Source organism: Micromonospora acroterricola (assembly GCF_003172955.1).
Classification (GTDB): Bacteria; Actinomycetota; Actinomycetes; order Mycobacteriales; family Micromonosporaceae; genus Micromonospora; species Micromonospora acroterricola.
Genome location: NZ_QGKR01000226.1, coordinates 50,827 through 74,065, shown reverse-complemented (window position 1 = coordinate 74,065; position 23,239 = coordinate 50,827). Strand labels below are relative to the sequence as shown.

The following is a 23,239-nucleotide window of genomic DNA, read 5'->3' as shown; positions in this document are numbered from 1 at the left end:
TCTGCGGCGCTAGGTTGAAGGTCATCGATGAACATCTACATCGCAAGGTACGGGGGCTCGCATGTCCACGTCTGTCACTCGCCGCAGCGTCCTGGCCGGTGGCGCCGGTGCCGCCATCGGCCTGGCGCTGCCCGGCCCCGCCGCCCACGCCGGTGGCCACCACCCCACCAGCGTGAGCTTCACCCTCGACGCGAGAACGCTCGACGGCGGTGAGCAGGTCACCTCGGTCACCCTCGACACCAGCCGGCTCGGGCCGATCGACACCGCCGGGCTCACCCCCGGCACGTTCACCGTGCATGCCAAGGCCACCAGCCCGATCCCGATCGCTCCCGGCGATCTGATCTTCAGCGAGTACGACCTGGACCGCACGGTGACCGCGGCCCGGCTCGACCGGCACGGAAACATCGTCCTGGAGCTGAGCCACGCCGAAGGTCAACTCGGCGGTGGCACCCTCGGCTACATCGTGAGCAGGGGCCGCAACGTCCGGCTGGACCTCGTCTACACCATCAGGCAGAACACCCCGCTCGCCCGGCGCCACGGCCCGCCGGTCACCATCACGCGCTTCGTGCAGGGGCGGCTGTCGAACCCCGAGGTGGACGCCTTCACCCACCACGTCTCGGGCTCGGGCCTGAAGTACCGGTTGTACTCCCCGGAGCGTTCGCCCCGCCACGGTCGGCTGCCGCTGATCCTCTGGCTGCACGGCGGCGGCGAGGGTGCCTCACTGCCCGACGACTACTACGACAACGAGACCACGCTGCGCGCCAACCGCGGCGCGCTGGGCTTCGCCACCCCGGAGGCTCAACGGATCTTCTCCGGCGCGTACGTCGTCGCCCCGCAGAGCACCTCCTACTGGATGGAGGACGGCCCCCGGTTCGCCCCGCTGATCCGCGAGATCGTCCAGGACCTCGTACGCCGCAAGCGTGTGGACCCCGACCGGATCTACGTGGCCGGTTGCAGCAACGGCGGCTACATGTCCCTGGAGATGACCGTTGCTTATCCCGACCTGTTCGCCGCGTCGGTACCGATCTGCGGCGTTATCGAGCCGCTCGGCGGGGAGGGCCCGCCGCTGATCACCGACGCGGAGCTGGCGAAGATTCACACGCCAACCTGGCTGGTCACCTCGCGCGACGACGACACCGTGCCACCCGAGACCAACACGATCCACGCCCACGACCTCATCCCGGGATCACTGATCACCCTGTACGACCATGTCGTCTGGAACGGCTACCAGTTCCCCGGTCACTGGTCCTGGATCTACGTGGCCCGCAACGACCCGAGCCGCAACGGCACCCACATCTGGCAGTGGATGGCCCGCCGTCGTCGGTGATCCGCCGTGTCCGCATACGCTGACTCTCGCGCGGCGGTCAGCGCCCCATTCAGGTCTCGTCAGGCCCGCCACGTGGCGCCGGGACTGCCCGAATCGTCGTGACCACTCCGGGCCTGAGCGGCCGGTTCCGGCGCGCCCGCTTCGACGCAGACGCTCTAGCGGCCGCCGGCATTTACCCGGATGGGTGGGTTCGCGGCGTCGACGACTTCGACAGCTTCCTCGCGCGCCTTCGCCGACCTCTGCCGCTTCTACCGCTCAGCCGCCGCCCAGGACCAGGGGGTACTCCTTGCCATTGTCTGAGATTGCCACTCGGACGCACGACCTGCAGCCACGCCCTGTCAGCGGCATGACAAGACGTTAGAGACGTGCCGTTACCGAAACGCCGCGCAACTGGTCTGGAATTGCCGGCGGAGCTGTTAGTTGCATGGCACGCTGATCGAAGAACAGGCGGGCGACGAGGTCGCCGCGGGTGCCGGTGCCAGTCTTAGAGAAGATCGATTTCAGATGGTCCTGGACGGTGTAGGTCGACATCCGAAGCTGGTTGGCGATCTCTCTGGTCGGCAGGCCTTGTGCGACACATTCGGTGACCCGTCGCTCCTGGGGGGTGAGGCCGTACACGTCGGCCAGCAATGGTGCCATCTCCGCCGGGCGAGCTGCTTCGAGCAGGACCGCGACCGGTGCCGTCGTGCCCTCACCCAATAGCGATGCCCGGACTATCACCCAACGCCCTGCCCTGGTGCGCACGCGCGCTCTGGCTAGTCTCGTGCTCGCTTCGTCCCCTTGCCCCTCCCCCCGGCCGCCGATGGCACGGGCCTGTCTGGCGACCGCACGGATCACCAGTGGGAGCGTTGTGCCTGCTCTTGTGCCGATGCCAAGTTCGTCGATCCATTTCTCGGCCACCTGATTGGCGAGGTCGACGCCGTCATCGGGATCCAGGACGAGCATTCCGGTGTCGTGGCGGTCGGCGCAGGCGTCGTCCAGTAGCAGCGACCGGCGCAGCCCCTCCGAGATCAAACCGGTCAGCGATGTGACGAGCCGTACCTCAGAGGGCGAGAAGTACGGGCGATCCTCTTCGCGGAACACGGTGAGCGCGCCCCAAGTGCCGGTGCTGCTGGACAGGACGACTCGGAGTTCGTCGGAGTAGCCCCCGGGGCGTCGGACCTCCCGGTGACGCCGGCTGAGGTCGAGCTCGCCCGCTGTGGCGTCGCTGAGGCTCGCTGCGGTTCTGCCCGCTCGCGCCATGTCGACCCACTTGGTGTAGTCGGGTTCGCGTAACTCGATCTCAACGAGCCGGCTGATCGCGTGCGCGGGCATCCCGTTCTCGACGAACTCCGCGGTCGGCAGCAGGGTGGCCGGGTCCATCGTCATCAGGCAGGAGCCCTCCGACGGCACCGCGCCATCCAGCGCATCGCTCACCGCGCGCCAGTAGTCCTCCACACCAAGCCCGCGGTGGACCAGCCGCGAGATGGTGTCACGGAGCCGGTCGCGCACTGGCTGGGCGGTGGCCATGCCTCAACCTAGCCCAACCCCCCAGAAATGTGGGATAGCCGCGAGAACCCAGGTCGCAGCATGATCGATGCACGCAATGGAGGTACTGGGATGAGAACGTTGCACGTCGGATTACGGGTGACCAATCTCGGGCGGTCGCTGGCGTTCTACACAGCTATCGGCTACGAGGTCGTCGGTAGCGTGCCCGAGACGTCGATCGGGCATCTGATCATGCTCAAGCTCCCCGACGATGAGTTCGTCACCGTCGAGCTGGTTCACGACGGCAACCCGGTCGACCGTGGCACCGACGTAAGTCACTTCGTCGTGCAGGTCGAGTCGATGGCCGACACGCTCGACGTGCTGGCCGACCACGGGATCGAGCCGGTCGCCCCGGGGCAGGAAAGCGATGATGGCCTGAAGACGACGTTCATCGCCGACCCGGACGGTCGCCGGATCGAACTCGTCCAGTGGCCCGCAGGCCACACCGACGGCATCACCGCCGCCGACTGGCCAAAGGAAGGGGATTGACGATGGGTAGGACACCACTCCGGCTTTACATGTCCATGTCGGTCGACGGGTACATCGCCGGGCCGGACGACCGGCCGGGCCAGGAACTCGGCCGCAACGGAGGACGGCTGTTCAACTGGCTCGACGACCGGATGTCCGAAGGGATCAACGGGCAGGTGTACGCCGAGGCCATGTTGACCGGGGCCGTGATATCCGGACGCCGCACGTTCGAGCTGGCCGGTCGATGGCAGGGCAACCACCACGACGGAGTGCCGATCCACGTGCTCACACACCACATCGACCCGGCCGACGAGCTACCGGGCAGCGCGAAGTACTACACCGACGTCAACGCGTGTGCCACCGAGGCCCGAGAAGCAGCGGGAGATCGAGCCGTGATGGTCCACGGCGCGAGTGCGGCGCAGGCGTTGCTGGCAGCCGACCAGCTCGACGAACTCGAACTGCACCTCGTCCCCGTACTGCTGGGTGACGGACGGCGGCTGTTCGAGCCAACCGGGCACGGCCACATCGAACTGGAGCTCGTCCGCCGGCTCGAAGGCCGCAACGCCACACACCTGCGTTACCGCATAGTCCATCAAGAAGGGAAGCAGCCATGACTGCCGCATCGCTGACAATCGACGCTCTCGACGTCAGGGTCCCCGTGGGCACCTGGACCATCGATCCGGCGCATAGTTCCATCGGGTTCTCGGTTCGCCACCTGATGGGCAAGGTCCGCGGAACCTTCGAGGAATTCACCGGTCACGTGACGACCACCAAAGAGCCAACCGACTGCTCCGCCACCGCGACGATCTCCATGCGCTCGGTAAACACCGCAAACCGAATGCGCGACGACGACCTACGGTCCGTCAACTTCTTCGACGTCGACCGCCATCCTGATATGACCTTCGAGAGCACCGGCCTCACCGTGCACGACGGGCTGCTCGAACTGCCTGGAAAGCTGACGATCCGGAGCATCACGCGCGACGTCGCCATGGAAGTCGAGTTCCTCGGCCTCGACGAGACCGGGTTGCAGGGCGAGCAACGGATCGGGATCTCGGCAACCACGACGATCCGGCGATCGGACTACGGCGTCGGCGCCGGCGCTGGCGAAGGCCAGAAGATCGTCGTCGGCGACAAGATCACCATCCAGCTGGACATCCAGGCCGTGCTCGAATCCTGACCCTGACAGCGCGAAAGCGGTGGTCTGGGCACACAACACCCACGTCGGCGACGCGCGGGCCGGCGCACAGTTCGTCATCGCCACCCACTCCCCCATCCTGCTGGCCGTCCCACACGCCCGGATCCTTCAGATCGAACCCGACGGCACCATTACCCCCGTGACACAGAGGGGTGCCAGATCTGAATACCTGACCTTGGCAGATCTGGGCGGCGGTGGTGGCTGAGCGGCGCCGGCGACGTTCGGGCCGTGGATCACGCTGGCCAGGCGGCCGGTTTGCTCATGGGCGACCGGTACCCACGTCGTCAGTCCCGAGAAACCGCAAGCGCGCCGGTGCGGCAGGGTGGACACGGTGCGATACAAGGTGAAACGTGCCGAGCTTCGCATCGCCGTCCAGTTGGCTGCGCGCCACGTACCGGCGTCGTTGGCTGTCCCGGACGCTTGTCGACGTCCGGTTGTCCTATCAGGACGCCGTTCGAGAGCTAGCAATTTTGTAGATCTAGCTGAGGAGACCCGAGCGTTGTTGCGGCCGGTGCTCCTGCAGTTCGCGGCGCAGCGGGTGGCGGCGGAGGGGTCGAGATGGTGGCACGTGTACACCGGCGCTCGCGCCCTGACGGCGCTGGTCTGCCACGGCGTTCCGGCCTGGGTCCTTGTCTCGGTGACCACGGACGACCTGGCCGCTGAGCGGGCGGCGAGCGCCATTCTGTACGCCGTGCTGCTGGCCTGCATCGCGGTCGTGTACGGCCGCCAGCAGCATGCGGTGACGGTAATCCAGCTCGGGCTCGTCGTCCTGGCAGCCGCCGTGCTCCTGGCCGGTTGGTGGGTGTTCGCGCCGTGGCGGGACCTCCTTGACTGGGCGCGCGCGCAGCACCGTCCAGCCGGCGCTCGCTGCGGCAGCAGCCACCGCGGCTCTGACCGTCGTCCGGCTCGCCGGGTTGATCACGCTCCGGGAGCGTCTCTTCGTGCCGCTCGCGATGCGGCGGGGTGGGTTCCTGCTGCCATCCCAACTCGCCGCCGTCCGCCTGTTGCTGCTCGTTGACGCGCTGCAGGGAGCGGCCCCTACCAACCGGCATCCACGCTACCGCCGGAACTTCATCCGCTGGATGAACGTCCTGATCACCTCCATCGAGCAGGAACTGCCGGCAACCGCCCGGCACCTCGGCCTCGGCCGGGCAGTCGTGGCGGAGGCCGAGCAGCGGGCGGGTGACCTCGCCGCGCGGCTTGGCGTCCTGCGGACCCGGCTGCTACACGAGCCGGGCGTGGACGCGTACCAGCAGGTCCGCACCGAGGTCGCCACACTGGTGGCGGATGTCGCGCGGGGAACCTGGGCCGCCGTACGCCAAGAGAATTCCGCCGAGCGGTCACCGAGCACGCTGGCCAGGGTGGGCCGCAAGGTCGGCGCGACGGCGTCGCTGCTGGCCCTCGCCGGCAGCCTGCCCTACCTGCCTGGCATCGCGGCGGACTCCGCCACGATCGGCGGCATCCAGCTCGGGCTCGTCGTCGCCGCGGCGCTCACCCTGCTTCCCGTCGAGGCGGTCCACCGTGACCATGCCATCTCCGCGTTCCGAGAACCTGGCTCATAGCCGCCCGCGCGGAGCGAACTCGGGTTCGCCGTCGCGAGCGACCAGCAAGCGCTCTTGTTCATCAGGATCGCCCTGCATGTACACGGAGGCGTCCAACCACGGGCCAAGTTCTTCCCGGATGATGCCGGTGCCCTCGACCCAGACGAAGTCAGCGCCGGCAGGGACGGTGATCGATCCGGCTCGATCGTGACTGACCCAGGCATCGGGACGGAAGTCCACCGGCTTCCCTCGATGCAGGGGTTGCAGGATGTTCTCGGCGAGTACGTCGCCCCAGTCGAAATAGGCGTGGTTCCAGGCAACGTCGTCGGTGTGCACGATGGCGGAGTTGGGCTCCACCTTGCGCAGCCTCTCAGCCAGAGTCGTCTTGCCTGCACCACCCCGGCCATCGATCGCGATCACCCGCGGACGTCCGGTGACGTCCGGTGATGCATCGCGTAGCTGCCGGACGGCGTCGAACACGGTCACCAGCCGCCAGCCAACAGCTTCGGTCTCACCGGGATGTAAGCGCATCGACCGCCCGTACCCCCAACGCCTGCTGATGATGCGGCGCTGAGCCACCCGAAAGGGTGTGGGAGAACTGAGAAGCAATGCATCAACAAAGCACTGATCTCGGCTACTTGTTTCATTGGTGTTCTACCTAGCTAGGGGCCACGGTGCCCCGTTTACCCTCGACGACCCGCAATGGCTCGACGACCTGTTCAACTGGGGACAGGCAGTCCCAAAGCCCAGGGGGACCGTCGTCTCCGCCCACTGGGAGAATCGCGCAATCCCGGCAGGCCCTTGCCTGCGGTCATCGCCAGCGGAGGGGTCGCGGCCGTAGCGCGTGGTTGTGACGTGGATCGACGTTGCGGGCTGCGATCTGCCCGTTGGGTGGCCCGGCGGTTAGGGCGCGGTGGTCATGGTGCTGGCGTTGCCGTTGGCGGGGGTGACGCGGACCTCGGTGGCGTTGTCGGGTAGCAGGGCTGCGTCTCGGCCGGCGTCGTGCCATTTCCCGGCGCCGATCCGATAGTTGAGCGCTGCGCCCTCGGCGGCGACCAGGATGCCCTGCTCGTCGGGCAGCCGCAGCTGCACCGGCAGTGGCGCTTTCCAGTCCACCAACCCGCTGGCCGCAACCGTGAAGGGACCGTTGTCGCGTGCGAGTAGCACGATCACGCGGGCCGGGTCGTCGTCGTACTGAATGGTTTGGAGCAGCAGCCGTCGGCCGTCCGGGGTGGCACCTTTGATGTACAGGAGGGGGGATCTGTCATGGGTGTGGGCACCGCCCGCGTCGTAGTAGGCGTCGAATGCCGGCACCTCAGAGACGTCCTTGTCTCCCCACACTTCTTCCGCACCGGCCAGCGTGTGGCTGAAGGTCGGTTGCGGCAGGTCCTCGCCGTCCGGGAAGAGAATGTCCGTGGCATTGGTGATGTGGACCTGGTTTGCCATGCTGACCGGTGTCCTGGCGAGAGCGACCGTGATCTTCGTGCGCTGCGGCGGCACCTGCAGTACGGCGGCGCCATCCCGGAACGCGACCGGCTGGAAGGTGCGGTCGATCCTGCCGTCGGCCGTGTACCGCAATTCCGGCGAGAACTCCACCGGCGCTCCGGCGTCGAGCACGAGCAGCACGTTTCGATCGGGACCCAGCAGGGCGGCCTGCGAGTTGCCGTGGGTGCCGGCGTCGGTAACCGATTCCGGGGCCATGACACGTGGCCCGTCGGCGGTGGGCTCGACGAACGCCGCCACCGCGACCATGCGGTCGCCCTGCGGATCACTCACCACCGGATTGTTGGCGGTGCGTTGGGCAACGTAGGCGGCGGGGCCGGCCGGCGTACGTCCCGCCCAGACCACGTGCGGCTCGCCGCGCAGACCTTCGTCCAGAGCGTTTTCTTCGAAGCGGCGCAGCCACCTCTCGCGGACCTGCCGCAGGTAACCCTTGTCGCCAGCCAGGTCTCCACGTGTCGGTTGGCCGAAGATCGGCGAGGCGACCTCGCCCCGGTCCCTGGTACCAGGGAATTGGAGTGCGCCGACCACAGGGGCCGCCACGACAACGGCGAGAGCGACGGCCAGGACGGCCCGGCGACGCATGATCCGGCGTCGCCCACCTCGGCGCACCTCGTCGAGAAGGCCCGGAGGGCCGGTCACATGATCCGTCGCGCGGTGCAGGATGGCGCGCACGTCACTGTCATGCATAGTCATCGCGAGCTCCGGGAGATGTTGGCGAAGGACATGACGAGGTCGGATCCGGCGAACGCCTCCCGCAGACGAGCGAGGCCCCGCGACGCCTGGCTTTTCACCGCGCCTTCGGAACAGGCGAGCGCGGCGGCGACGTCGGCGACGGACAGGTCCTCCAGGTATCGGAGAACGACCGCGGCACGCTGCCGAGGCGGCAGAGTAAGCAGCGCCGCAATGACCGCCCCGCGGAGCGCCACGTCATCGGCGTGGTCCTGTTCGACGCGGTCCATGTCGCCCAGCGTCTGTTCAGGCCGCCGGGCGCGCCGCCGCCACCGGTTGGCGGCCCGGTTGACCAACGCCCGCCTGGCGTAGCCCTCCGGCGTGGTCCGCACCTGACGCCAGCGCACGTACACCTGCTCCAACACCTCCTGAAGCAGGTCTTCCGCCGCGTGCCGATCACCCGTCAGCAGATAGGCAACCCGCAACAGGGCCACCGATCTCGCACGAACGAAATCGTCGAACTCCGCACCACGCGAATCTCGCATCTGCCCTCCAGGTCCCCGTCGGTTACCAAGACACCGCACCCGGCCTCAGGGTTTACCGGTCCCCGACAGAACTTCATCGCGCTGACGGTGCCGCCGTCGAATGTGCGGCTGAGGAAGGCCTGGCCTCTGCCTGTTGACCGTTCTGGCCGGCTGGCTCTTCCACCGGCGCGCCCGAACCCACCAACGACGCGTGCCGGTTCATCACCCCCGTGTGATGAACCGGCCGCGTGTCAGCAGCGGCTCAGGAGACCCGCGACCAGGAGCGGTCGACGCCGGAGCCGGTGCCGAGGAATGTTCCCGTCGGGTACTCCATGGCGATGGTGTCGTCTGGGAGCACCCGCACGATGAAGGCCTCACCGCCGTCCCGCCGCCGCCCACCGAGGGCGGGCTCGTCGACGTACCGCCCGTCGACCCAGTAACCGCCACCGCCGTGGACGCCGGTCACCGCCAACACCCCGTCGTTCGCGGCGACGGCCGCGAAGGTTTCGTCGGGCAGGCCGGGCTGCTCCTGCCAGCGGTTGCCCGTCAACGCCCACACCCGTCTCGAGCTCGCCGCGCTGGACCCGCCCTCCGGATTCATACCGACCAGCCAGGCATCGGTGCCGTCGGGAGAGACCAGCAGGCCCGCGGCGCCCGCCACCGCGGGCAGCGTCCGCCAGGTGACCGCCCGGTCGTCGCTGACCGCGACGGTCATCCTGTCGCCGTTGCGGACGGCCACCCACAGCCGGTCGTCGCCACCCTCGATGAGCCACTTGCCCGCGTTCCTCGTCAGGTCGACCGGCGGTTGCGCCGGGACCGCCACCCCGTCGACCCGGACCAGCTGCTGACGGGTGCACGAGGAGCGCTTCGACATCCCGTCATCGCCCGGGCAGCGCAGCAGGTAACCGTCGCGGCTCGCGACGGCCAGCCGAGTCACCCGCGGCGGGGCGTCGATCGGGTGTTCGGTGAAGGATGCGCCGCCATCCGTGGTGACCAGGTACCGGATGCCGTTGGTGACAGTGAGCTGCTGGTCGTCCACGGGCAGCAAACCCAGGCCGCCCGGCGTTGTCGGCTCGTTCACCACCGCCGGGAGCGCCGTCCTCCGCCACGTGACACCGCCGTCGGCCGTGCGTGCGAGGTCACGCCGGCAGTCGGTGGACCCGACGTCTTCGGGGTCGCAGGTGTCGAAGAACGCCCAGCCGTGCCTGGCGTCGACGAACTTGAGCTGGCGGAGCTCGCCGGGGACTCCGGGCACCGTCACCGTCCTCCGCTGCACCGGCGCGGGTCGGTCGTCGGGCTGCGACGCGGTGGGGCTCGGTGCCGGGGTCGGCGGGTTGCCGTCGTCGTTGCGCCCGGCCAGCGCGTACGCGCCACCGGGGCCGACCAGCAACAGAGCCGCCACGCCGGCCAGCAGGCCACGCCGGCGGACGCGGCGCTCCCGGACCCGGCGTCCCGCTGCCGCGAGGCCGGGCGGGCGGAAGGTCGGCGCGGTCTGTCGCTCGAACTCGGCGAACACGTCGTCCAGGTCGGTCTCACGCATGGTGGGCCTCCTGCCGGTCGGTGAGGTGGCTGGCCAGCGCCGCCCGGCCCCGGCTGAGCCAGGACCGGACCGTGCCCTCGGGCGCGCCCAGATGGTCGGCGATCTCGGCGACGCTGAGCTGGGCCAGGTGGTGCAGGACGACGGCCCGGCGCTGGTTCGCGGGCAGGGCGGCCAGCGCGGCGGTGAGCGCCACCCGGTCAGGTTCCGGGCCGGGTACGTGCTCCTCCCGCTGCCGGGCGAGGTGCCGGACGGCGGTGCGCACCCGGCGCAGCCGGCTGGCGGCCAGGTTCCAGGCGACGCGCCGCACCCAGGCGGACGGGTCGTCGTACGTGCTGATGCGGTCCCACCGCTCCAGCACCCGGCAGAACGCTTCCTGGGTGAGGTCCTGCGCCTCGGCGTGGTCCCCCAGGTACGCGTAGAGCTGCACGGCCAAGCGGTGGAAGTGCGCTTCGTAGAAGCTTGTGAACTCCAGTGGCGGTGGTGCACCGGGTGCCCCCGGTCGGTGCCCTACGGTCATGTCGGTCCTCGGTGTCGGGCGGGGTCTCGTCACTGTCACGTGCGACTCGGCCCATCCGCTGCACCCGATGCCGTTGGCCTGTCGCCTGCCCTCGATCCGGCACAGCTGGATGATGTTGCAGCAGGATGAGCATCCGCTCGTCCCAGAGCCGGATCACCACGTTGGTCAGCTTCACCTCTTCGACTCGGCCCCATTCGCCGTCGACCACCAGCACGTCGCCGACGTGCATCCCGTCGGCGAAGGCGACCTGGATGCCGGCGAACGCGTTGCCGAGCGCGGTTCGGGCGGACAGCCCGATCACTGCGCCTACCACTCCCGCCGACGTCAGCACGGAGATGCCGAAGAGACGCACCGGGGGGAAGGTGATCAGGATCAGGCCGATCGCGACGATCGTGACCACGGCGACGGTGAGCCGCCGCACCGGGCGGATCTGGGTCGGGCCCGCCGGATCCGCCGGCTGGTGACCACATCGCCCGGCAGTCGGCTGAACGCGACCGCTTCGGCGGCGTGCAACGCCCTGATCACTAGCCACGCGCCGAAGACGACCAGGACCAGCAGGGCGACGTGCCGCAGGCTCCGCTGCCACCCGGCCGGCCCGAACGGCAGCGTGTAGTACAGCGCCCCGACCAGCAGGACCGCTGCCGCCGGGCGGCGGCAGGCTTGCCGCAGGGGCTCCAGCAGCCACCTGTAGCGGCCGCGGGCTACCCGGCGGACCAGCAAGCCGGAGATCAGGTCCACGACCACCGCCGCCGCCAGCGCGGCTACTACGATCAACGCGGTACGCATCAGAGGCCCTTCACCGTGATCCCGATGCCGCCTTTCCCCAGCTCCCTGCCCAGTCCACGTGCCCAGGGTGCCACCCGGCCCGCTGGTAGGCGGCGAACATCGGCAAACGATCGCTGACCGGCTAAGCTGAGCGACCAGGCCTGATTCCGTCGGCAGCCCGCACGAAACTTCGACGCTCCCTGCCGCTGCCGGCCATCTGCGTCACCGCGCTGCGCCGCCACCGCCAACAGGAGGCGGCCAGAGAGAAAGCCGGCGAGGCGTGGCACGACACCGGCATGGTCTTCACGACCCGCGACCGGCTGCCGGTCGAGCCGCAGAGCTTCAACCGCTCTTACGACAGCCGGATCGGCAGCGCGGGGTTCCGAAGATCACCGTCCATGACGCCCGGCGCACCTGCGATTCCCTACTGGTCGACCTGGACGCGGATCCGCGGATCGCGATGGCGGTCCTGCGACACGCGGACTTCCCGATCACGATGGAGATCTACAGCCAGGTCTCGTCCAAGGTCACGCGTGAAGCCCTGCGGAAGCTCGGCGAAGCCTCGATCAATGAGCTGTTGCTGTACTTCGCTGCTGTACAGAGCTACGTGGCAAGTGGAAAAACGGCCAGCTTAAGCCCGTGTTTGACCTCATCGACGCGCGGCGCCGTCCGGCGACGCCGTCGCCGAGGTCGAGCGGCGAGGATGCCGGTGGGCCGCCAAGGCGCAGTGCGCGCATCGGCGGCCCACCGTCTCAGCCGTTGTCGATCAGGCTGGCGATCTCGTTGTAGATCAGGTGCGCCTTCGCGCCCTGGTTCGACGGACAACCGCCGAGGTGGTGCAGGGCGATCACACGGTGGCTGGCGTTCAGCACGGGTGAACCCGAGTTGCCGCCGGAGGTGTCACAGCTGTAACTGATGTTCCAGGTGTTGTAGTTCGCGTTCCGGACGGCGCAGGTCGCGCCGTTCTGGGTGTCCTCGTAGATCGACAGCCGCTTCGCGCTGCCGTCGCCGTGCCCGGGGACATAGATCCGGGTGCCGTTGCTGGTGGCGGAAGTTGCCAGGTACAGCGTGCCGAATCCCTGGATGGCGGCGAAGTTGTTGACCGAGAACAGGGTGTAATCCAGCTGGTTGGAGCCGCCGCTGCTCACCCTGTAGAGGGTGGCACCGCTGACCTTGGTGCCGGCGCCGGGATTCGCGCCGCCGCAGGTGGCGCACTGGTAGTTGAACTGCATCTCGCTGCCACTCACGGCGGACTGCGTCGAGAAGCAGTGCTTGTTCGTCAGCATCCGGTTGGTGTTGCCGACCCGCCACGTGGTGCACAGTCCACCGCCGCTGATCAGCAGCCGCGCCACCGCCCTGCCGCGCGCGTACTCGGTGGGGTGGCTGTTCTGGTAGCAGACCACGTCCCGGCGGGCGTCGGTGCTGCACACGGACTGGGTGGAGAAGTTGTGCGCGGCGATCTCCGTGCGGTCGTATCCGCGCCAGAACCGGTCAATGGTGGCGGCGCTGCCACGTGAGGGGCGGCTGCTGTGCAGCGTCACCACGGCGGTGTCGCCCTCCACCGACATCGCCCAGAAACCCGGCTGTCCGTCGGTGGTGTAGTCCGAACCGGTCGCCCGGTTCAGGTGGCGGTCGTACCGGTGGCTCTCCTTGCCGTCGCGGCTCGACACGGTGACGTAGTCGCCTTGGGCCAGTCGCAGTGAGCTGAAGTGCACCTTGACGTAGGTGGCACCGGGGTGCTGAATGATCTGTGTCGCGCCGTTGGGGGCGTAGGACAGGGAGCTGTCGACGGTGCGGAGTTCACCGATCGTGGTCACACCCTCTGCCGAAAACTGATTCGATTCCGGTGCCCGCTCGGATTGTGGCGCGAGAGGGGCAACCGAGTACGCCTCGGCGGCGGGCACCGACAGTAGGCTCAGCCCAAGTGAGCAGGCAGCAAGCGCGACCGCCCCCGTTCGTAGGCGGCGCAGGGCATGTTTCATCTGTCGCTCCTTCTCAGGAATCAGCACCGAGACGTGCCTTCGGCCTTCATACCTGAGATCACGCAAGACATGTAATCCCATCTATGTCATAGCTGCCGTTCTGTGCCTGGCCAGCGAACCATAGGGCGGCGAGAACACCAGGTCGGTATTCCAGGCCGCCGCCTGATCAACCGAGCGGTTGATCAGGCGGCGGCCCGTCTACCAGGCGCGCAAGACCCACTGCTGGGCGGCGGTGTTGTTGCAGGTCCACTGCCACACGGCGTTGCCCGCGATGGGGTCGCCCCAGGGGACATCGACGCATTGCCCGGTCTGGAGGTTGCGCAGCGCGTAGCCATTCGCGCCGGGTACCTGCGTGACGGACCAGAGCTGTCGGGCGACACCCAGGCAGTCCCACAGTTGTAGCGTCTGACCGGCTGCCGGGTTGCCCCAGGGCAGGTCGAGGCACTTGGGTCCGTCTGGCGACCAGAGGGAGCTGACAAGCTGGTAGTAGACGACGCCGTCCCACCTTCCCTCGTAGACCATGGTCCATTTCTGGGCCGGGCCTCCGTCGCAGGGCCACTGCTTGATGGCCGTGCCGTTGGCGGTGTTGGCGTACGACACGTCGATACACAGGCTGCCGAAGGGGTGCTCGCTGGTGGCGGAACTCTGGGATCTGAATGAGTACTCGGTGGCGGCGCTGGCAGGCGAGGCGACCACCAGGCTGGCGGCTACGAGTCCGGCGCACACCGCGAGCACCATGGACGTCCGGCTGAGGATATTCATGACCGTTCCTTCCAATGAAAGTTGGCGATATCCATAGAGGGGTAGCCGGTTGGCGCCAGATACGTCCGCGTCGGGCGCGGGCGAGGATCGGCTTCGCGATGGTGTGCGAGTGGAAGGCGCCGTCGTGGATATCGGCGGAAGCCGGGACTCGGCATGGCGGTGCGGTTCCGTGCGGGCAAGGGTGTTGATCGTCGCGATCTCGACGTGGACCGGCATCGGCACGCCTGCTGCGATGGCGTCAACGACGTACCCGCCCTCGCCGCCGCGCTGCGCACCCCGCAGCGCGCGTTCGCCGCAAACTTGACCCCGGCGCGGGCCGCGGGCTGGCGCAGGTGATGGCAAGCTTCGGAAGCGGGTTCCAGCATTGCTCGACTCAACTCCGGCGCGGGCCGTCGAAGCAGGTCGGGTGCTGACGTGCTGATCGGCGTTGTCTTATCGACAGGGTTACAGGCGGCCGCTGGTGTAGAGGTAGTCCAGCAACCGGCCGTCCACCCGGTCCTGGAAGGTGTCGGCCAGCGCCGGTTTCGGTTGTTCGTACTCGTAACCGCAGCGCACCCAGCGTTCCGGGACGCTGGCCACGTCCAGGTACCCCTCGTCGATGCTGCCCACCTCGAAGCCGGGCTTTCCGGCCGACTGCCAGCAGCTGAAGAGTTGACCGTCGGCGTTGACCACGGCGCCGTACCGACCTCCGGGCACCGAGCAGATGTGGCAGGTGGTTCTCATGCTGGGTCGGACCATCCGGAAGCCCGCTTCCAATGCCGCGATGCTCCAGCTCACGAACGCATCGCTCACATCATCGATGTGCCGCATGGTGTTGCGGTACCCGAAGCCCGCGTCGCCCACCCAGGCGAACGTCACTGTGCACCGGTCGGGGCTGAGGCCGGCGGCCAGTTCCCCGACGAGGTCGGCGATCCGGTCGAAGTTGTGGTGCGACACGTTCACCCGCAGATTCCAGTTCAGCCCGGTGACCTCAGTCGCGCGAGCCACGTTGCGCAGGATGGTGTCGAAGGTCGGCGCTCCAGACCGCTTGACCCGGATCTGGTCATGGTCCGCCCGGCTGCCGTCGAACGTCACCTGCACGCCGTTGAGACCTGCCGCGTACAGCTCGCGGGCCAGCCTCGGGCTCAGCAGAACGCCGTTCGTGGTCATGGCGCACTGGTCGAGCCCGATCACGCGGGCTCGGTCCAGCAGGGTGAGGCAGCCACGCGGGTTGAGCAGCGGCTCACCCCCGAATAGCAGCAGGTAAAGGCGATCCAGCTCGCACCGACGCATCCGGTCGCGGGCAAATGTGATGATGCGCTCGACGATGCCGGTGTCCAGCCAGGCCCGCCGGATCCGCGGCGGCCGTGCGCCGCCTGTGTTGTCCAGCCCGGTGTTCTGGAAGCAGTAGCCACAGCCGAGGTTGCAGGTGGTCGTGGTGAGCACGGTCAGCGAGAACGAGGCCGGCATACGCGGCTGGAACGCCCCGATGCGGCGAAGGAAGCCAGTGGTGGCGTCGTCCACCGTGCCGTCGGGCCCCACACACTCGGGGCGCAGCAGGGTCCAGGTCTGGTTCCCGATGAACCACCAGCCGTGTTCACTGCGGATCAGGCGCGGCGCGTCGATGTCGTCCAGGCGGGTGCCGATCATGGCTCTTCCTTCCATCAATGGTCCTGAGTGTCGGGTCAGCGGGGCCCGTCGGCCGGTCGCAGCCGCCAACGGGCCCCGCGGTAATGCACCCTTCTAGGCGTTCGGGCCGGCGTTGTGCTGCAGCGTGGCGTTTTCCGGCGCGCCGATTTGGATCCCGCAGGCGGCGTCCTCGAGCTGTGCGGAGCTGCGGTTGGCGAGAACCCGGCTCACCTCCGGCGCCCCGATCTGGACGCCGCAGGCGACGGCCTCTTCACCGGAGGCGCCCGGCCCTCGGTTGACGAGGATGTTCTCCAGCTCTTCAGCACCGATCTGAATACCGCACATCTGTCCTGCTCCCTTCTCCGGCCGGAACGACTTCCCGCCGGTCTTCTGGATACGTGGCGGGAGGGCCGGTAGCAGATACCGATCTGTCGGGTTCTCCCCAACCGGGTGCCCCCGCACCGGTCAGCGGCGATGTCCGCTATGGAGGTCTGCGGACGTTCGGTGCAGGCGTTTCAGCGTCCGCAGGCCGCCCGGCTTTCGGACTTGTCGGCGGCGCGCGTGGGTGCCGTGCTTCCACAACGTTCCCGACGCCTGTTGCTGGGCGGTAGCTTTGTTGTGGAGCGAGAAGTGGCGGACTGGAACAGGCCGCCCTTCGCTGCCGAGAGCCCACGTGTCGGCCTGGCGCAAGCCACTCGCTATGAAACCGCTCTGCGGTGGGCAACTCGGCGGCGAATGTGGGGTGGGTGCAGCGCCGGGGGCATTTCGTCGGCGACTTCCTGCCACTGCTCGCCGGGCGGGGCCGCGGATCGACCGGGTCGCGGCGGCCTGCTGGTCGATGGGTGGGCGGACCGGTCGGCGTCAGCCCGGCGTCCTCCGCATGCGCAGTGCGGCGCGACGAGCGCTGCGCTGACGTTCACCGTCACCGTTCTGTACGTGGCCGGTGGTGAGCCGGCCGCCCGTGGGATCGCCCGCCAGCGCGCACGGTGCCGTCTCAGTTGTCCGGGCACAACCCGGTGCCGCGGATCGGCAGAGCGCTGTCCAGGTAGGCCGCTGCGATCCAGCCGGTGTCGCCGAGGACGGTCGTCCGGGCCCAAACGTCGTCGTCCTTGACGGCTTCCCCGGTGCGGTAGCAGGTCACCCGGCCCAGCGTGCCGTCGGGCACCTTCCGCAGCACCTGGTCGCCCATGGTGGGGCCGGCGCGCAGCGACACGGTGGGCCGGGCCTTCACCGCGACAAGCCGGCCGTTGCCGGGAACCAGCCCGTCCTGGAGTCCCCGGCAGGTGAACGCCGACGAGCCAATCCACATGATGGTGTAGTCCTCGCCGTCGCGTTGTTGGTGGCTGGTGTCGAAGCAGTACGCCGGGTTGTCCTGCTCCGGTCCGATGCCCTGAGTGGCCAGATCCAAGAGCGGGATCTGCTTGATCAGGAAGCAGGCGGTGGTGTTGGCGACCGCGCCGAGGCGGCCACGGAGGACCGCTACAACGCCGACCGCCCACGAGTCGCGCCGACTCTGGTAGATCCGCACCGCCAGCCGGTCCGTCTGGTAGGCGCATTGGACGGCGTCGTTGACCTGCCCGAGCCGGTCGGCAAAGCGGCCGAGGTTGTCGAGGAACTGGTCGACCCGGGGCCGCTGCCCAGGAGCGATCCGTTGGGTCACCTCGCTTACCAGGTCGACGTACGGCAGGCAGGGGTTTTCGATCGAGGTGTAGCTTTCCTCGTCCAGTTTCGGGAGCAGTCCGCCGCTCCGGGTGCCGGCCACCGGGCAGCCGCCTCCGGCGATCTTCGCGAGGCCGTTGGCCGTGTCGGGGCGGTTTTCGGCACCGCCGCTGGCCGCGCCGCCGTTCGTGCGGCACCCCGGCAGGAGACCGGCTGCCAGGGCGAGCACGGTGAGGCCGGCGGCGAGACCCGCCCGGCGGCGGAGCTTCCTCGCATTGTGGTCAGTCATGCCTGGATGGGGGGCCGGGCGGCATCCTGGATACCTGCTGTCGGCAGGACTCTGGTGCTGTCGGTTCAGCCGGCGCCGAAACAGACGAAGCTCGGGGGCTGGTTGCCGCGTACGGCCTCCGCCAGTGCTGCCGCCGGCGGCCGGCCCGCGACGACCGCCCGGTGATAGGCCACCATGATCTCCGTGGCCGCCTCGTCGGCGACCCGGCTGACGCTAGCGACGACCGTGGCGGTGCCTGCGGCGAGCAGGGCGGTCGGCATGCCGAGCGCCTCGTCGCCATGCCGCACGTCGGTCAGGCCCAGGTCACAGCAGGACAAGACCACGGTACGCGGCGCGGTCCGCAGCTCCTGCACGTCATATCCCATCAGCGGGCCGCCGGCCAGCTCCAGGGTGGAGAACAGCGGGTTCTCGGTCTGGTGCTGCCCATGCGCGGCGATATGGGCGAGGCCGGCGCCGGCCATCGCCGCGAGTGCCGCCGCCGGGGTCGCCTCCGGCCCGGTGAGCACCACGGCACCTTGGTGCAGCGACGCGACGGCCCGGGCCTCCGCCTCACCCCGGGGGATTCCCGGTCCCGCCACCACCGTCACCGCCGCCGACTCGGCGGCGGGCCTGCCGGCGTTCAGGCGGCGCCGGGCGGCAAGCCAGACCCCGACCGACGGCGCCACCGTGACCGGCCGGGACGCGCACGCGGGCAGGGCGTGCCACGGCGTGGTCAGCAACAGCCCGGTCGGGACCACCACCAGGTCCCGGTCGCCGACCAGCGGAAGCACCGGATCGAGCACCATCGAGCCCACTCGGTCGGCGTCCTGCCGCGTCGCGGCGCGGACCACCGCCGCCAGCCGGGCGGGCATGGCACGGCCCGCCTGCCCGTCCAGGTCGGCGCGCAACCGTCGTACCGCCTCCTCGGCCGTGCCGCGGTCGCCGAGCACCACCACCGAGGTCGCCCGATCAGTGACCACCAGCGCGCGCAGGACGTCCCCGGCGGCCACGTACACCACGAGCGCCGCGCCGGCCAGCTGCGCCGTCACGGCGCTCAGCGGCGCCGGCGTCGGCGGCGCCGCGTCCCGGGGACCCGGCGTCGCCCAGGCGCGCTCCCGGATCACCCGCTGGAGCGCCTCCAACCGACTGTGGAAGGCCAGGGTCGGGCGGCCCGCGAGTTCCGCCTGCCGGACGCGGTGCTGTAGCTGGCGCAGCTCCTCCAGCGCCTCGGCGGCGACCGGGTCGTCGGGTGGCCGCACCGGTGGCAGCAGCAGCGCCTGGGCCCGGGCCCGCTCGGACCACCGGTAGACGGCGTTGGCGGAGCCCTCCGCCAGCGCCGCGGCGAGCCCCGCCCGGGCCAGGTCGCGGCCGTGCACTGCGGCCCCGGTCTGCAGGTCGGCGCAGCCGAACCGGGCGCGGTGCCGGTGCAGGGCGGTCATTCCGGCCAGCAGACTCCGCCGGGCCTCGGCCGACCGGCCGGCCGAGGCCGCCACCTCCGCGCGGGCCATGTGCCAGAGCAGGCGCGTGTCGAGCCGATCGGTCCGCCGTGGTCCGGCCTGTCGCCCGATCAGCTCCGCCGCCCGGCGGGGTCGTCCCGCGGCCACCAGCGCCCGGGCCCTGACCATACCGGCGACCCGGGCGTCCTCGGGCAGCCCGAGCCGGGCCAACCGGCCGGCCAGCACCCCGGCGCGCCGGGCCACCGTCGCCTGGTCGACCTCGCCGACCGCCTGGTCGGCGCGCAGCTCGAGCAGGGCAGCCAGGGCCGCACGGCGGACGTTGGTACGGCCGAGGAACGCGGCACGGGCGCGTCGGGCCCACCGCGCGGCAGCGACCGGCTCGCCGGCAAGCAGGGCCGCCTCCGCGCGAACCTGGAGAGCATCCGCGTACGTGTGTCCGAGCTGCTGCTGCGTCGCCCGCTCCACCGCGCTGGCGAGTTGCCGTTCGGCCTCGCGGTACAGCCCGGCCGCGACCAGCGCGCGGGCCCGTTCCACGGCCAGGTTGGCGAGCCGACCCGGCGCGAGCACCCGGTAGTCGGCGTCGGACCGGGCGAAGGCACGCAGCGCGGCGGGCAGGTCACCGGCGATCACGTCGAGACAACCCAGGTTCGTCCGCGCCATGGCCACATGCAGGCCGAGCCCGTGCCGGGCGGCGACCTCGGCGCAGCGCCGCAGGTCGGCCCGGGCGAGCCGGACGTTGCCCGCCTCCAGGTGCACGAGGCTGCGATTGTTGAGCGCCTTAACCAGATCGGGCGGGTGCGTCAGGTCGCTCAACAGGCCAATGGACTCGTCGTACTGGCGCAGCGCCTCCGCGTTGCGGCCGCTGCGTTTGAGCAGCAGGGCCCGCTGGCCGAGCAGGATCGGCCGCTGCGGCGGAGCCACGAGTGCCTCGGCCTCGTCCAGCAGCCGGAAGCCCAGCTCCACCCGGCCTCGCTCGGACTCGGCCCAGGCGAGGCTGATCAGCAGGCGGGCGTGGATGTCGCGCAGGGCGGGGTGGCGCTTTGCCAGCCGCAGGCCCGCCCGCAGTTCCCGGGCGGCCCGCCCCGGCTGGCCGGCGTCGCTGGACGCCAGGCCCGCCGCGTGCCAGCGGGTGGCCCGGCGAGCGAGCGCGGCCGGGTCCACGTCACAGAGCGAGGGCCGGCGTGACCACCTGCGGTGCGTGCTCACCCCGCGCCGGGTGCACGACCACCTGCGCCAGGCCGTGCGGCACGCCGTCCAGCACGAACCGGCCGGACGCGTCGGACTCCACCGTCTGGGACGGGTCCGGCGCGGGGTGCCGCAGCTCGACCCGTACGGCGGCGCCAGGCGCGAGCCAGCCGTCGATCCGGACCAGGCCGTCGGGCCGGTCCACGATCGTGATCATCACGGTTCGGCTCTCCGCGTCGAAAGTCAGGGTGCGGGTCCGTTCCGTGCCACGCACCGCGCCGACGAGATGCTCTTCGCGCAGCCGGGCGACGTCCCGGTCAACGTCGTCGAGTGCCAGCACAAGGCGTACCCGGTCGTCGAGGTCGGCGGGCGGCGGGTCGAGCCGGGTGAGCACCGCGGCCAGCTGGTCCAGGATCGCCTGGTCCAGGTCGTCGAGCGGCTGGTCGGCGGAGTACGGGGCGGTCATGTCGGGCTCCACGTCGAGTCGGCGGCCAGCATCTCCCGCAGCTTCGCCAGGCACCGGCCACGGGTCGGCCCGATGCTGCCGCGCGGCATGCCCAGCGCCTCGGCCACCACCGTGTAGTCGGGGCGGTCGACGTGCGCGACGATCCGCAGCAGCGCCCGGCACCGCTCCGGCAGCCGCGCGACGTGCTGCCACAGCGCCCGGTCACGTTCCTCGGACAGCAGCTGGTCGGCCGGGCCGGGATCCGGGTCGGGCGAGGACTCCAGCGTCGCCGCATCATGCGGCGTCTGCCGCTGTGCGAGCCCACGTACCCGCCAGGATTCCCGGCGGGTGGTGGTCACCAGCCACGCGGTGAGCGCGCTCGAGGACCGTATGGTGTGCAGTCCGCGTACCAGCTCCAGCCAGGTCGTCTGGACGACATCGGCGGCCTCCTCGGCGGCGAGGCCCTGTGCCCGGGCGACGCGCCACAGCAGCGGGTTGAGTTCCCGGACCACCTCGTCGAGGGCATCCCGGTCGCCCGCCCTGGCCCGCTCGAGGCGCTCGCCGAGGCGTGCCGCGCGGTCGAGCGATGCGCCCGCGCGGTCCACCGGCACATTGGACATGGCGTCAGTCCGGTAGCCGCACGGATGCCGGCACCAGCCCCTGGGCGAGCCGGCCCGCGTACCGGGCAGCCGCGAACGAGGTGCCGCTCCAGTAGGCGTACGCGCCCAGCAGGGTGACCGGTGCCGTGGACAATGGCATGACGCTCACCGCGTTGGTGCCCTCGTGCCACTGGCGCACCCACACCCCGTGATTGCTGTATGGCGCCCGGGCGGTCGGCGAGGCGCAGGCCCCAACGCTGATCACCGTAAGCGTCGGGTCGACCGCGAAGGCTGCCGGATAGACCGGGCTGTCCGTACCGCCGTTTCCGGCCGAGGCGACCACCGGAACGCCCCGGTCCGCCAGGCGTTTGAGCGCCTCCCGGACCGGCTTCATCTCTTCTTCCTCGCCGACCCCCGGGCGGCCGAACGCGGTCAGCACGACGTCGACCCGGTGGCCGTCGCTGACCCGGTCCGCCAGCCAGTTCAGCGCGTGTGCCGCGTTCAGGTCGCTGACCCGGCCCGCGTCGCTCATCACCCGCAACGAGAGGATCCGCGCGTCGGGCGCCTCAAGGCGGACCAGTCCGGCGAGGAAGGTGCCGTGCCCCCAATGACTACCGAAGTCCGGCACGTCTGTCTCCTCGCCGTGGCTCTCCTGGCCGGCGACCTCCGGAATGGTGCGCAGCGGCGTCCATCCCTGCGCCTCCTCCCAGTACGGCTCGCCGTCGGTCTCCACCAACCAGTCGTGCTCTCGCACCCCGGTGTCGAGCAGTGCCACCACGGGCCGCCCGGCCGGGAACTGGCTGGCCGGGCGCCGTAGGGGCTTTGGCAGCATCACGTAGTCGGGCGCCGGAAGCCAGGCGATGGTGCCATGCCCGCTCTTGCAGCCGCTGGCCCGGAAGTACGGGTAGAGACTCCCCTCCAGCCGGGCGTCGTCCTCCACGGTGGCGGCCATGCACTCGTAGTCGGGCAGGCACTCCGGCACGTCGCCGTCGGATCGGCCGGCCAGCCGGCGGCTGGCCCGAGCCACGGCCACCGGGTCACCCTGGACGGGCAGTTCGACCAGTTCGACGGCGGGCGGTGCGGGGGCGGCCGGCGGGGACAACGGCCGGCCAAGACCGGCCTCGGCCAGCAGCCCGTTGAGCCGCTCGACCGTCTCCGGACGCTCCGCCACCCACGCAGGCGTGAGCACGACGTCAGGACGGTAAGGGGGGCGGGACACCTGACCTCCCGGTAGTACGGGCGATTCACTCAGGACCGCCCCGCGCCCGGCGCGGGTCGGTGGTCACCAGCACAGCACGTTCCGCTGCCGCCGCCAATGGCCCGGCCGGCGCATCGACGATAGCCATCCGATGTGTATCTCAGGGGTCTGTCGGCTCCCTTACTGCAGATGGACCCGCCCCCACGGCTTGTGCCTCCACCTTCGGCGTCGACACAGGATGTACCTGCTGGGCTGAAGCTGAGCAGTGAAGGTGCGCCTGTTGCTTCCCATCTGCTCCCCGATCCGGGGCACGGCACCGCCCTTCCTGAGTCACAGGCAGCAGTCGACGTCGACAGAGGCGGCGGCGCTGCCGGACGACGAGCCCACCGCGGTACGGCTGACGACGCAACCTGAAGGCGCGCAGGTCGTCCTGGTGGATCCAGAGATGGGTGACCCTGCGGTTGCCTCTCCCCCGTCTCCGGATTGGCAGCCTGCACCTC

At 69.9% G+C, this 23,239-nt stretch carries 22 protein-coding genes and 1 pseudogene; 6 read left to right on the top strand and 17 right to left on the bottom strand.

Going from position 1 to position 23,239, the window contains the following annotated elements:
* Window positions 1-61 precede the first annotated feature (61 nt).
* Window positions 62-1,327: a prolyl oligopeptidase family serine peptidase gene (locus DKT68_RS19765; protein WP_109818883.1), complete on the top strand. Its 1,266-nt coding sequence runs from the start codon at window positions 62-64 to the stop codon at window positions 1,325-1,327.
* Window positions 1,328-1,684: 357 nt separating this feature from the next.
* On the opposite strand, the gene DKT68_RS19760 is transcribed toward DKT68_RS19765, so the two are convergent.
* A complete protein-coding gene (locus tag DKT68_RS19760) occupies window positions 1,685-2,836 on the bottom strand; it encodes a helix-turn-helix transcriptional regulator (RefSeq protein WP_109818882.1) in 1,152 nt (383 codons plus the stop codon).
* 60 nt (window positions 2,837-2,896) lie between these two features.
* Between DKT68_RS19760 and DKT68_RS19755 the strand changes: the two genes are divergently transcribed.
* From DKT68_RS19755 to DKT68_RS19735, 4 genes are all read left to right on the top strand, one after another.
* Window positions 2,897-3,343 carry a VOC family protein gene (locus DKT68_RS19755; protein ID WP_236646978.1) on the top strand — a complete coding sequence of 149 codons (447 nt, stop codon included), beginning with the start codon at window positions 2,897-2,899 and terminating at the stop codon, window positions 3,341-3,343.
* 2 nt (window positions 3,344-3,345) lie between these two features.
* A complete protein-coding gene (locus DKT68_RS19750) occupies window positions 3,346-3,936 on the top strand; it encodes a dihydrofolate reductase family protein (protein ID WP_109818880.1) in 591 nt (196 codons plus the stop codon).
* Window positions 3,933-4,499: a YceI family protein gene (locus tag DKT68_RS19745; protein WP_109818879.1), complete on the top strand. Its 567-nt coding sequence runs from the start codon at window positions 3,933-3,935 to the stop codon at window positions 4,497-4,499. Before DKT68_RS19750 ends, DKT68_RS19745 begins: the two co-directional genes overlap by 4 nt.
* Window positions 4,500-5,344: 845 nt before the next feature.
* Window positions 5,345-6,079: a hypothetical protein gene (locus DKT68_RS19735; RefSeq protein ID WP_146218402.1), complete on the top strand. Its 735-nt coding sequence runs from the start codon at window positions 5,345-5,347 to the stop codon at window positions 6,077-6,079.
* On the opposite strand, the gene DKT68_RS19730 is transcribed toward DKT68_RS19735, so the two are convergent.
* The 9 genes and pseudogenes from DKT68_RS19730 to DKT68_RS19685 form a co-directional block, all read right to left on the bottom strand.
* A complete protein-coding gene (locus DKT68_RS19730) occupies window positions 6,074-6,544 on the bottom strand; it encodes a uridine kinase family protein (protein ID WP_236646977.1) in 471 nt (156 codons plus the stop codon). The two genes, DKT68_RS19735 and DKT68_RS19730, sit on opposite strands and share 6 nt — an antisense overlap.
* A gap of 417 nt (window positions 6,545-6,961) precedes the next feature.
* Window positions 6,962-8,254, bottom strand: a complete 1,293-nt coding sequence (locus tag DKT68_RS19720) for a hypothetical protein (RefSeq protein WP_161556684.1) — start codon at window positions 8,252-8,254, stop codon at window positions 6,962-6,964.
* Entirely contained in the window at window positions 8,251-8,775 is a 525-nt protein-coding gene (locus DKT68_RS19715) for a SigE family RNA polymerase sigma factor (RefSeq protein ID WP_109818876.1), read from the bottom strand. The genes DKT68_RS19720 and DKT68_RS19715 overlap by 4 nt, the downstream gene beginning before the upstream one ends.
* Before the next feature lie 241 nt (window positions 8,776-9,016).
* Complete coding sequence (locus tag DKT68_RS19710) at window positions 9,017-10,294, bottom strand: WD40/YVTN/BNR-like repeat-containing protein (protein WP_109818875.1); 1,278 nt, start codon at window positions 10,292-10,294, stop codon at window positions 9,017-9,019.
* Window positions 10,287-10,811: a SigE family RNA polymerase sigma factor gene (locus tag DKT68_RS19705; protein ID WP_109818874.1), complete on the bottom strand. Its 525-nt coding sequence runs from the start codon at window positions 10,809-10,811 to the stop codon at window positions 10,287-10,289. The genes DKT68_RS19710 and DKT68_RS19705 overlap by 8 nt, the downstream gene beginning before the upstream one ends.
* Window positions 10,812-10,995: 184 nt before the next feature.
* Window positions 10,996-11,040, bottom strand: a pseudogene (locus DKT68_RS32560) (hypothetical protein); the annotation flags it as partial.
* A 143-nt stretch (window positions 11,041-11,183) separates the two neighbouring features.
* Window positions 11,184-11,597, bottom strand: coding sequence for a hypothetical protein (locus DKT68_RS32080; RefSeq protein ID WP_236646976.1), 414 nt, complete (start codon window positions 11,595-11,597; stop codon window positions 11,184-11,186).
* Between the two features lie 731 nt (window positions 11,598-12,328).
* Window positions 12,329-13,624, bottom strand: coding sequence for a trypsin-like serine peptidase (locus DKT68_RS19690; RefSeq protein ID WP_236646975.1), 1,296 nt, complete (start codon window positions 13,622-13,624; stop codon window positions 12,329-12,331).
* Window positions 13,625-13,756: 132 nt separating this feature from the next.
* A complete protein-coding gene (locus DKT68_RS19685; RefSeq protein WP_161556683.1) occupies window positions 13,757-14,320 on the bottom strand; it encodes an RICIN domain-containing protein in 564 nt (187 codons plus the stop codon).
* 153 nt (window positions 14,321-14,473) lie between these two features.
* On the opposite strand from DKT68_RS19685, the gene DKT68_RS31195 reads away from it, so the two are divergent.
* The gene (locus tag DKT68_RS31195; protein ID WP_161556682.1) at window positions 14,474-14,656 is read left to right on the top strand and encodes a hypothetical protein; all 183 of its coding nucleotides are present in this window, start codon (window positions 14,474-14,476) and stop codon (window positions 14,654-14,656) included.
* A 108-nt stretch (window positions 14,657-14,764) separates the two neighbouring features.
* Here DKT68_RS31195 and DKT68_RS19680 read toward each other — a convergent pair whose 3' ends face one another.
* The 7 genes from DKT68_RS19680 to DKT68_RS19650 all read right to left on the bottom strand — a co-directional run bounded on the left by DKT68_RS19680 (window position 14,765) and on the right by DKT68_RS19650 (window position 22,730).
* The gene (locus DKT68_RS19680) at window positions 14,765-15,949 is read right to left on the bottom strand and encodes a radical SAM protein (protein ID WP_109818871.1); all 1,185 of its coding nucleotides are present in this window, start codon (window positions 15,947-15,949) and stop codon (window positions 14,765-14,767) included.
* Window positions 15,950-16,042: 93 nt separating this feature from the next.
* Complete coding sequence (locus DKT68_RS19675) at window positions 16,043-16,273, bottom strand: hypothetical protein (protein WP_109818870.1); 231 nt, start codon at window positions 16,271-16,273, stop codon at window positions 16,043-16,045.
* 649 nt (window positions 16,274-16,922) lie between these two features.
* Window positions 16,923-17,876 (bottom strand): SH3 domain-containing protein, encoded by a 954-nt coding sequence (locus DKT68_RS19670; RefSeq protein ID WP_109818869.1) that lies wholly within the window; start codon window positions 17,874-17,876, stop codon window positions 16,923-16,925.
* A gap of 65 nt (window positions 17,877-17,941) precedes the next feature.
* Entirely contained in the window at window positions 17,942-20,518 is a 2,577-nt protein-coding gene (locus DKT68_RS19665; RefSeq protein ID WP_146218399.1) for a CHAT domain-containing protein, read from the bottom strand.
* Entirely contained in the window at window positions 20,475-20,963 is a 489-nt protein-coding gene (locus tag DKT68_RS19660) for a peptidase associated/transthyretin-like domain-containing protein (protein ID WP_109818867.1), read from the bottom strand. The genes DKT68_RS19665 and DKT68_RS19660 overlap by 44 nt, the downstream gene beginning before the upstream one ends.
* Window positions 20,960-21,562 (bottom strand): RNA polymerase sigma factor, encoded by a 603-nt coding sequence (locus tag DKT68_RS19655; RefSeq protein WP_109818866.1) that lies wholly within the window; start codon window positions 21,560-21,562, stop codon window positions 20,960-20,962. The genes DKT68_RS19660 and DKT68_RS19655 overlap by 4 nt, the downstream gene beginning before the upstream one ends.
* A gap of 4 nt (window positions 21,563-21,566) precedes the next feature.
* The gene (locus tag DKT68_RS19650) at window positions 21,567-22,730 is read right to left on the bottom strand and encodes a S8 family peptidase (protein WP_146218398.1); all 1,164 of its coding nucleotides are present in this window, start codon (window positions 22,728-22,730) and stop codon (window positions 21,567-21,569) included.
* Window positions 22,731-23,239 lie beyond the last annotated feature (509 nt).

Coding starts and splice junctions, on each gene's coding strand:
- DKT68_RS19685 (WP_161556683.1), bottom strand. CDS start 14,320: ATGAATATCCTCAGCCGGACGTCCATGGTGCTCGCGGTGTGCGCCGGA.
- DKT68_RS19680 (WP_109818871.1), bottom strand. CDS start 15,949: ATGATCGGCACCCGCCTGGACGACATCGACGCGCCGCGCCTGATCCGC.
- DKT68_RS19660 (WP_109818867.1), bottom strand. CDS start 20,963: ATGACCGCCCCGTACTCCGCCGACCAGCCGCTCGACGACCTGGACCAG.
- DKT68_RS19745 (WP_109818879.1), top strand. CDS start 3,933: ATGACTGCCGCATCGCTGACAATCGACGCTCTCGACGTCAGGGTCCCC.
- DKT68_RS19675 (WP_109818870.1), bottom strand. CDS start 16,273: ATGTGCGGTATTCAGATCGGTGCTGAAGAGCTGGAGAACATCCTCGTC.
- DKT68_RS19705 (WP_109818874.1), bottom strand. CDS start 10,811: ATGACCGTAGGGCACCGACCGGGGGCACCCGGTGCACCACCGCCACTG.
- DKT68_RS19670 (WP_109818869.1), bottom strand. CDS start 17,876: ATGACTGACCACAATGCGAGGAAGCTCCGCCGCCGGGCGGGTCTCGCC.
- DKT68_RS32080 (WP_236646976.1), bottom strand. CDS start 11,597: ATGCGTACCGCGTTGATCGTAGTAGCCGCGCTGGCGGCGGCGGTGGTC.
- DKT68_RS19750 (WP_109818880.1), top strand. CDS start 3,346: ATGGGTAGGACACCACTCCGGCTTTACATGTCCATGTCGGTCGACGGG.
- DKT68_RS19710 (WP_109818875.1), bottom strand. CDS start 10,294: ATGCGTGAGACCGACCTGGACGACGTGTTCGCCGAGTTCGAGCGACAG.
- DKT68_RS31195 (WP_161556682.1), top strand. CDS start 14,474: ATGGCGGTGCGGTTCCGTGCGGGCAAGGGTGTTGATCGTCGCGATCTC.
- DKT68_RS19755 (WP_236646978.1), top strand. CDS start 2,897: ATGATCGATGCACGCAATGGAGGTACTGGGATGAGAACGTTGCACGTC.
- DKT68_RS19760 (WP_109818882.1), bottom strand. CDS start 2,836: ATGGCCACCGCCCAGCCAGTGCGCGACCGGCTCCGTGACACCATCTCG.
- DKT68_RS19720 (WP_161556684.1), bottom strand. CDS start 8,254: ATGACTATGCATGACAGTGACGTGCGCGCCATCCTGCACCGCGCGACG.
- DKT68_RS19715 (WP_109818876.1), bottom strand. CDS start 8,775: ATGCGAGATTCGCGTGGTGCGGAGTTCGACGATTTCGTTCGTGCGAGA.
- DKT68_RS19765 (WP_109818883.1), top strand. CDS start 62: ATGTCCACGTCTGTCACTCGCCGCAGCGTCCTGGCCGGTGGCGCCGGT.
- DKT68_RS19655 (WP_109818866.1), bottom strand. CDS start 21,562: ATGTCCAATGTGCCGGTGGACCGCGCGGGCGCATCGCTCGACCGCGCG.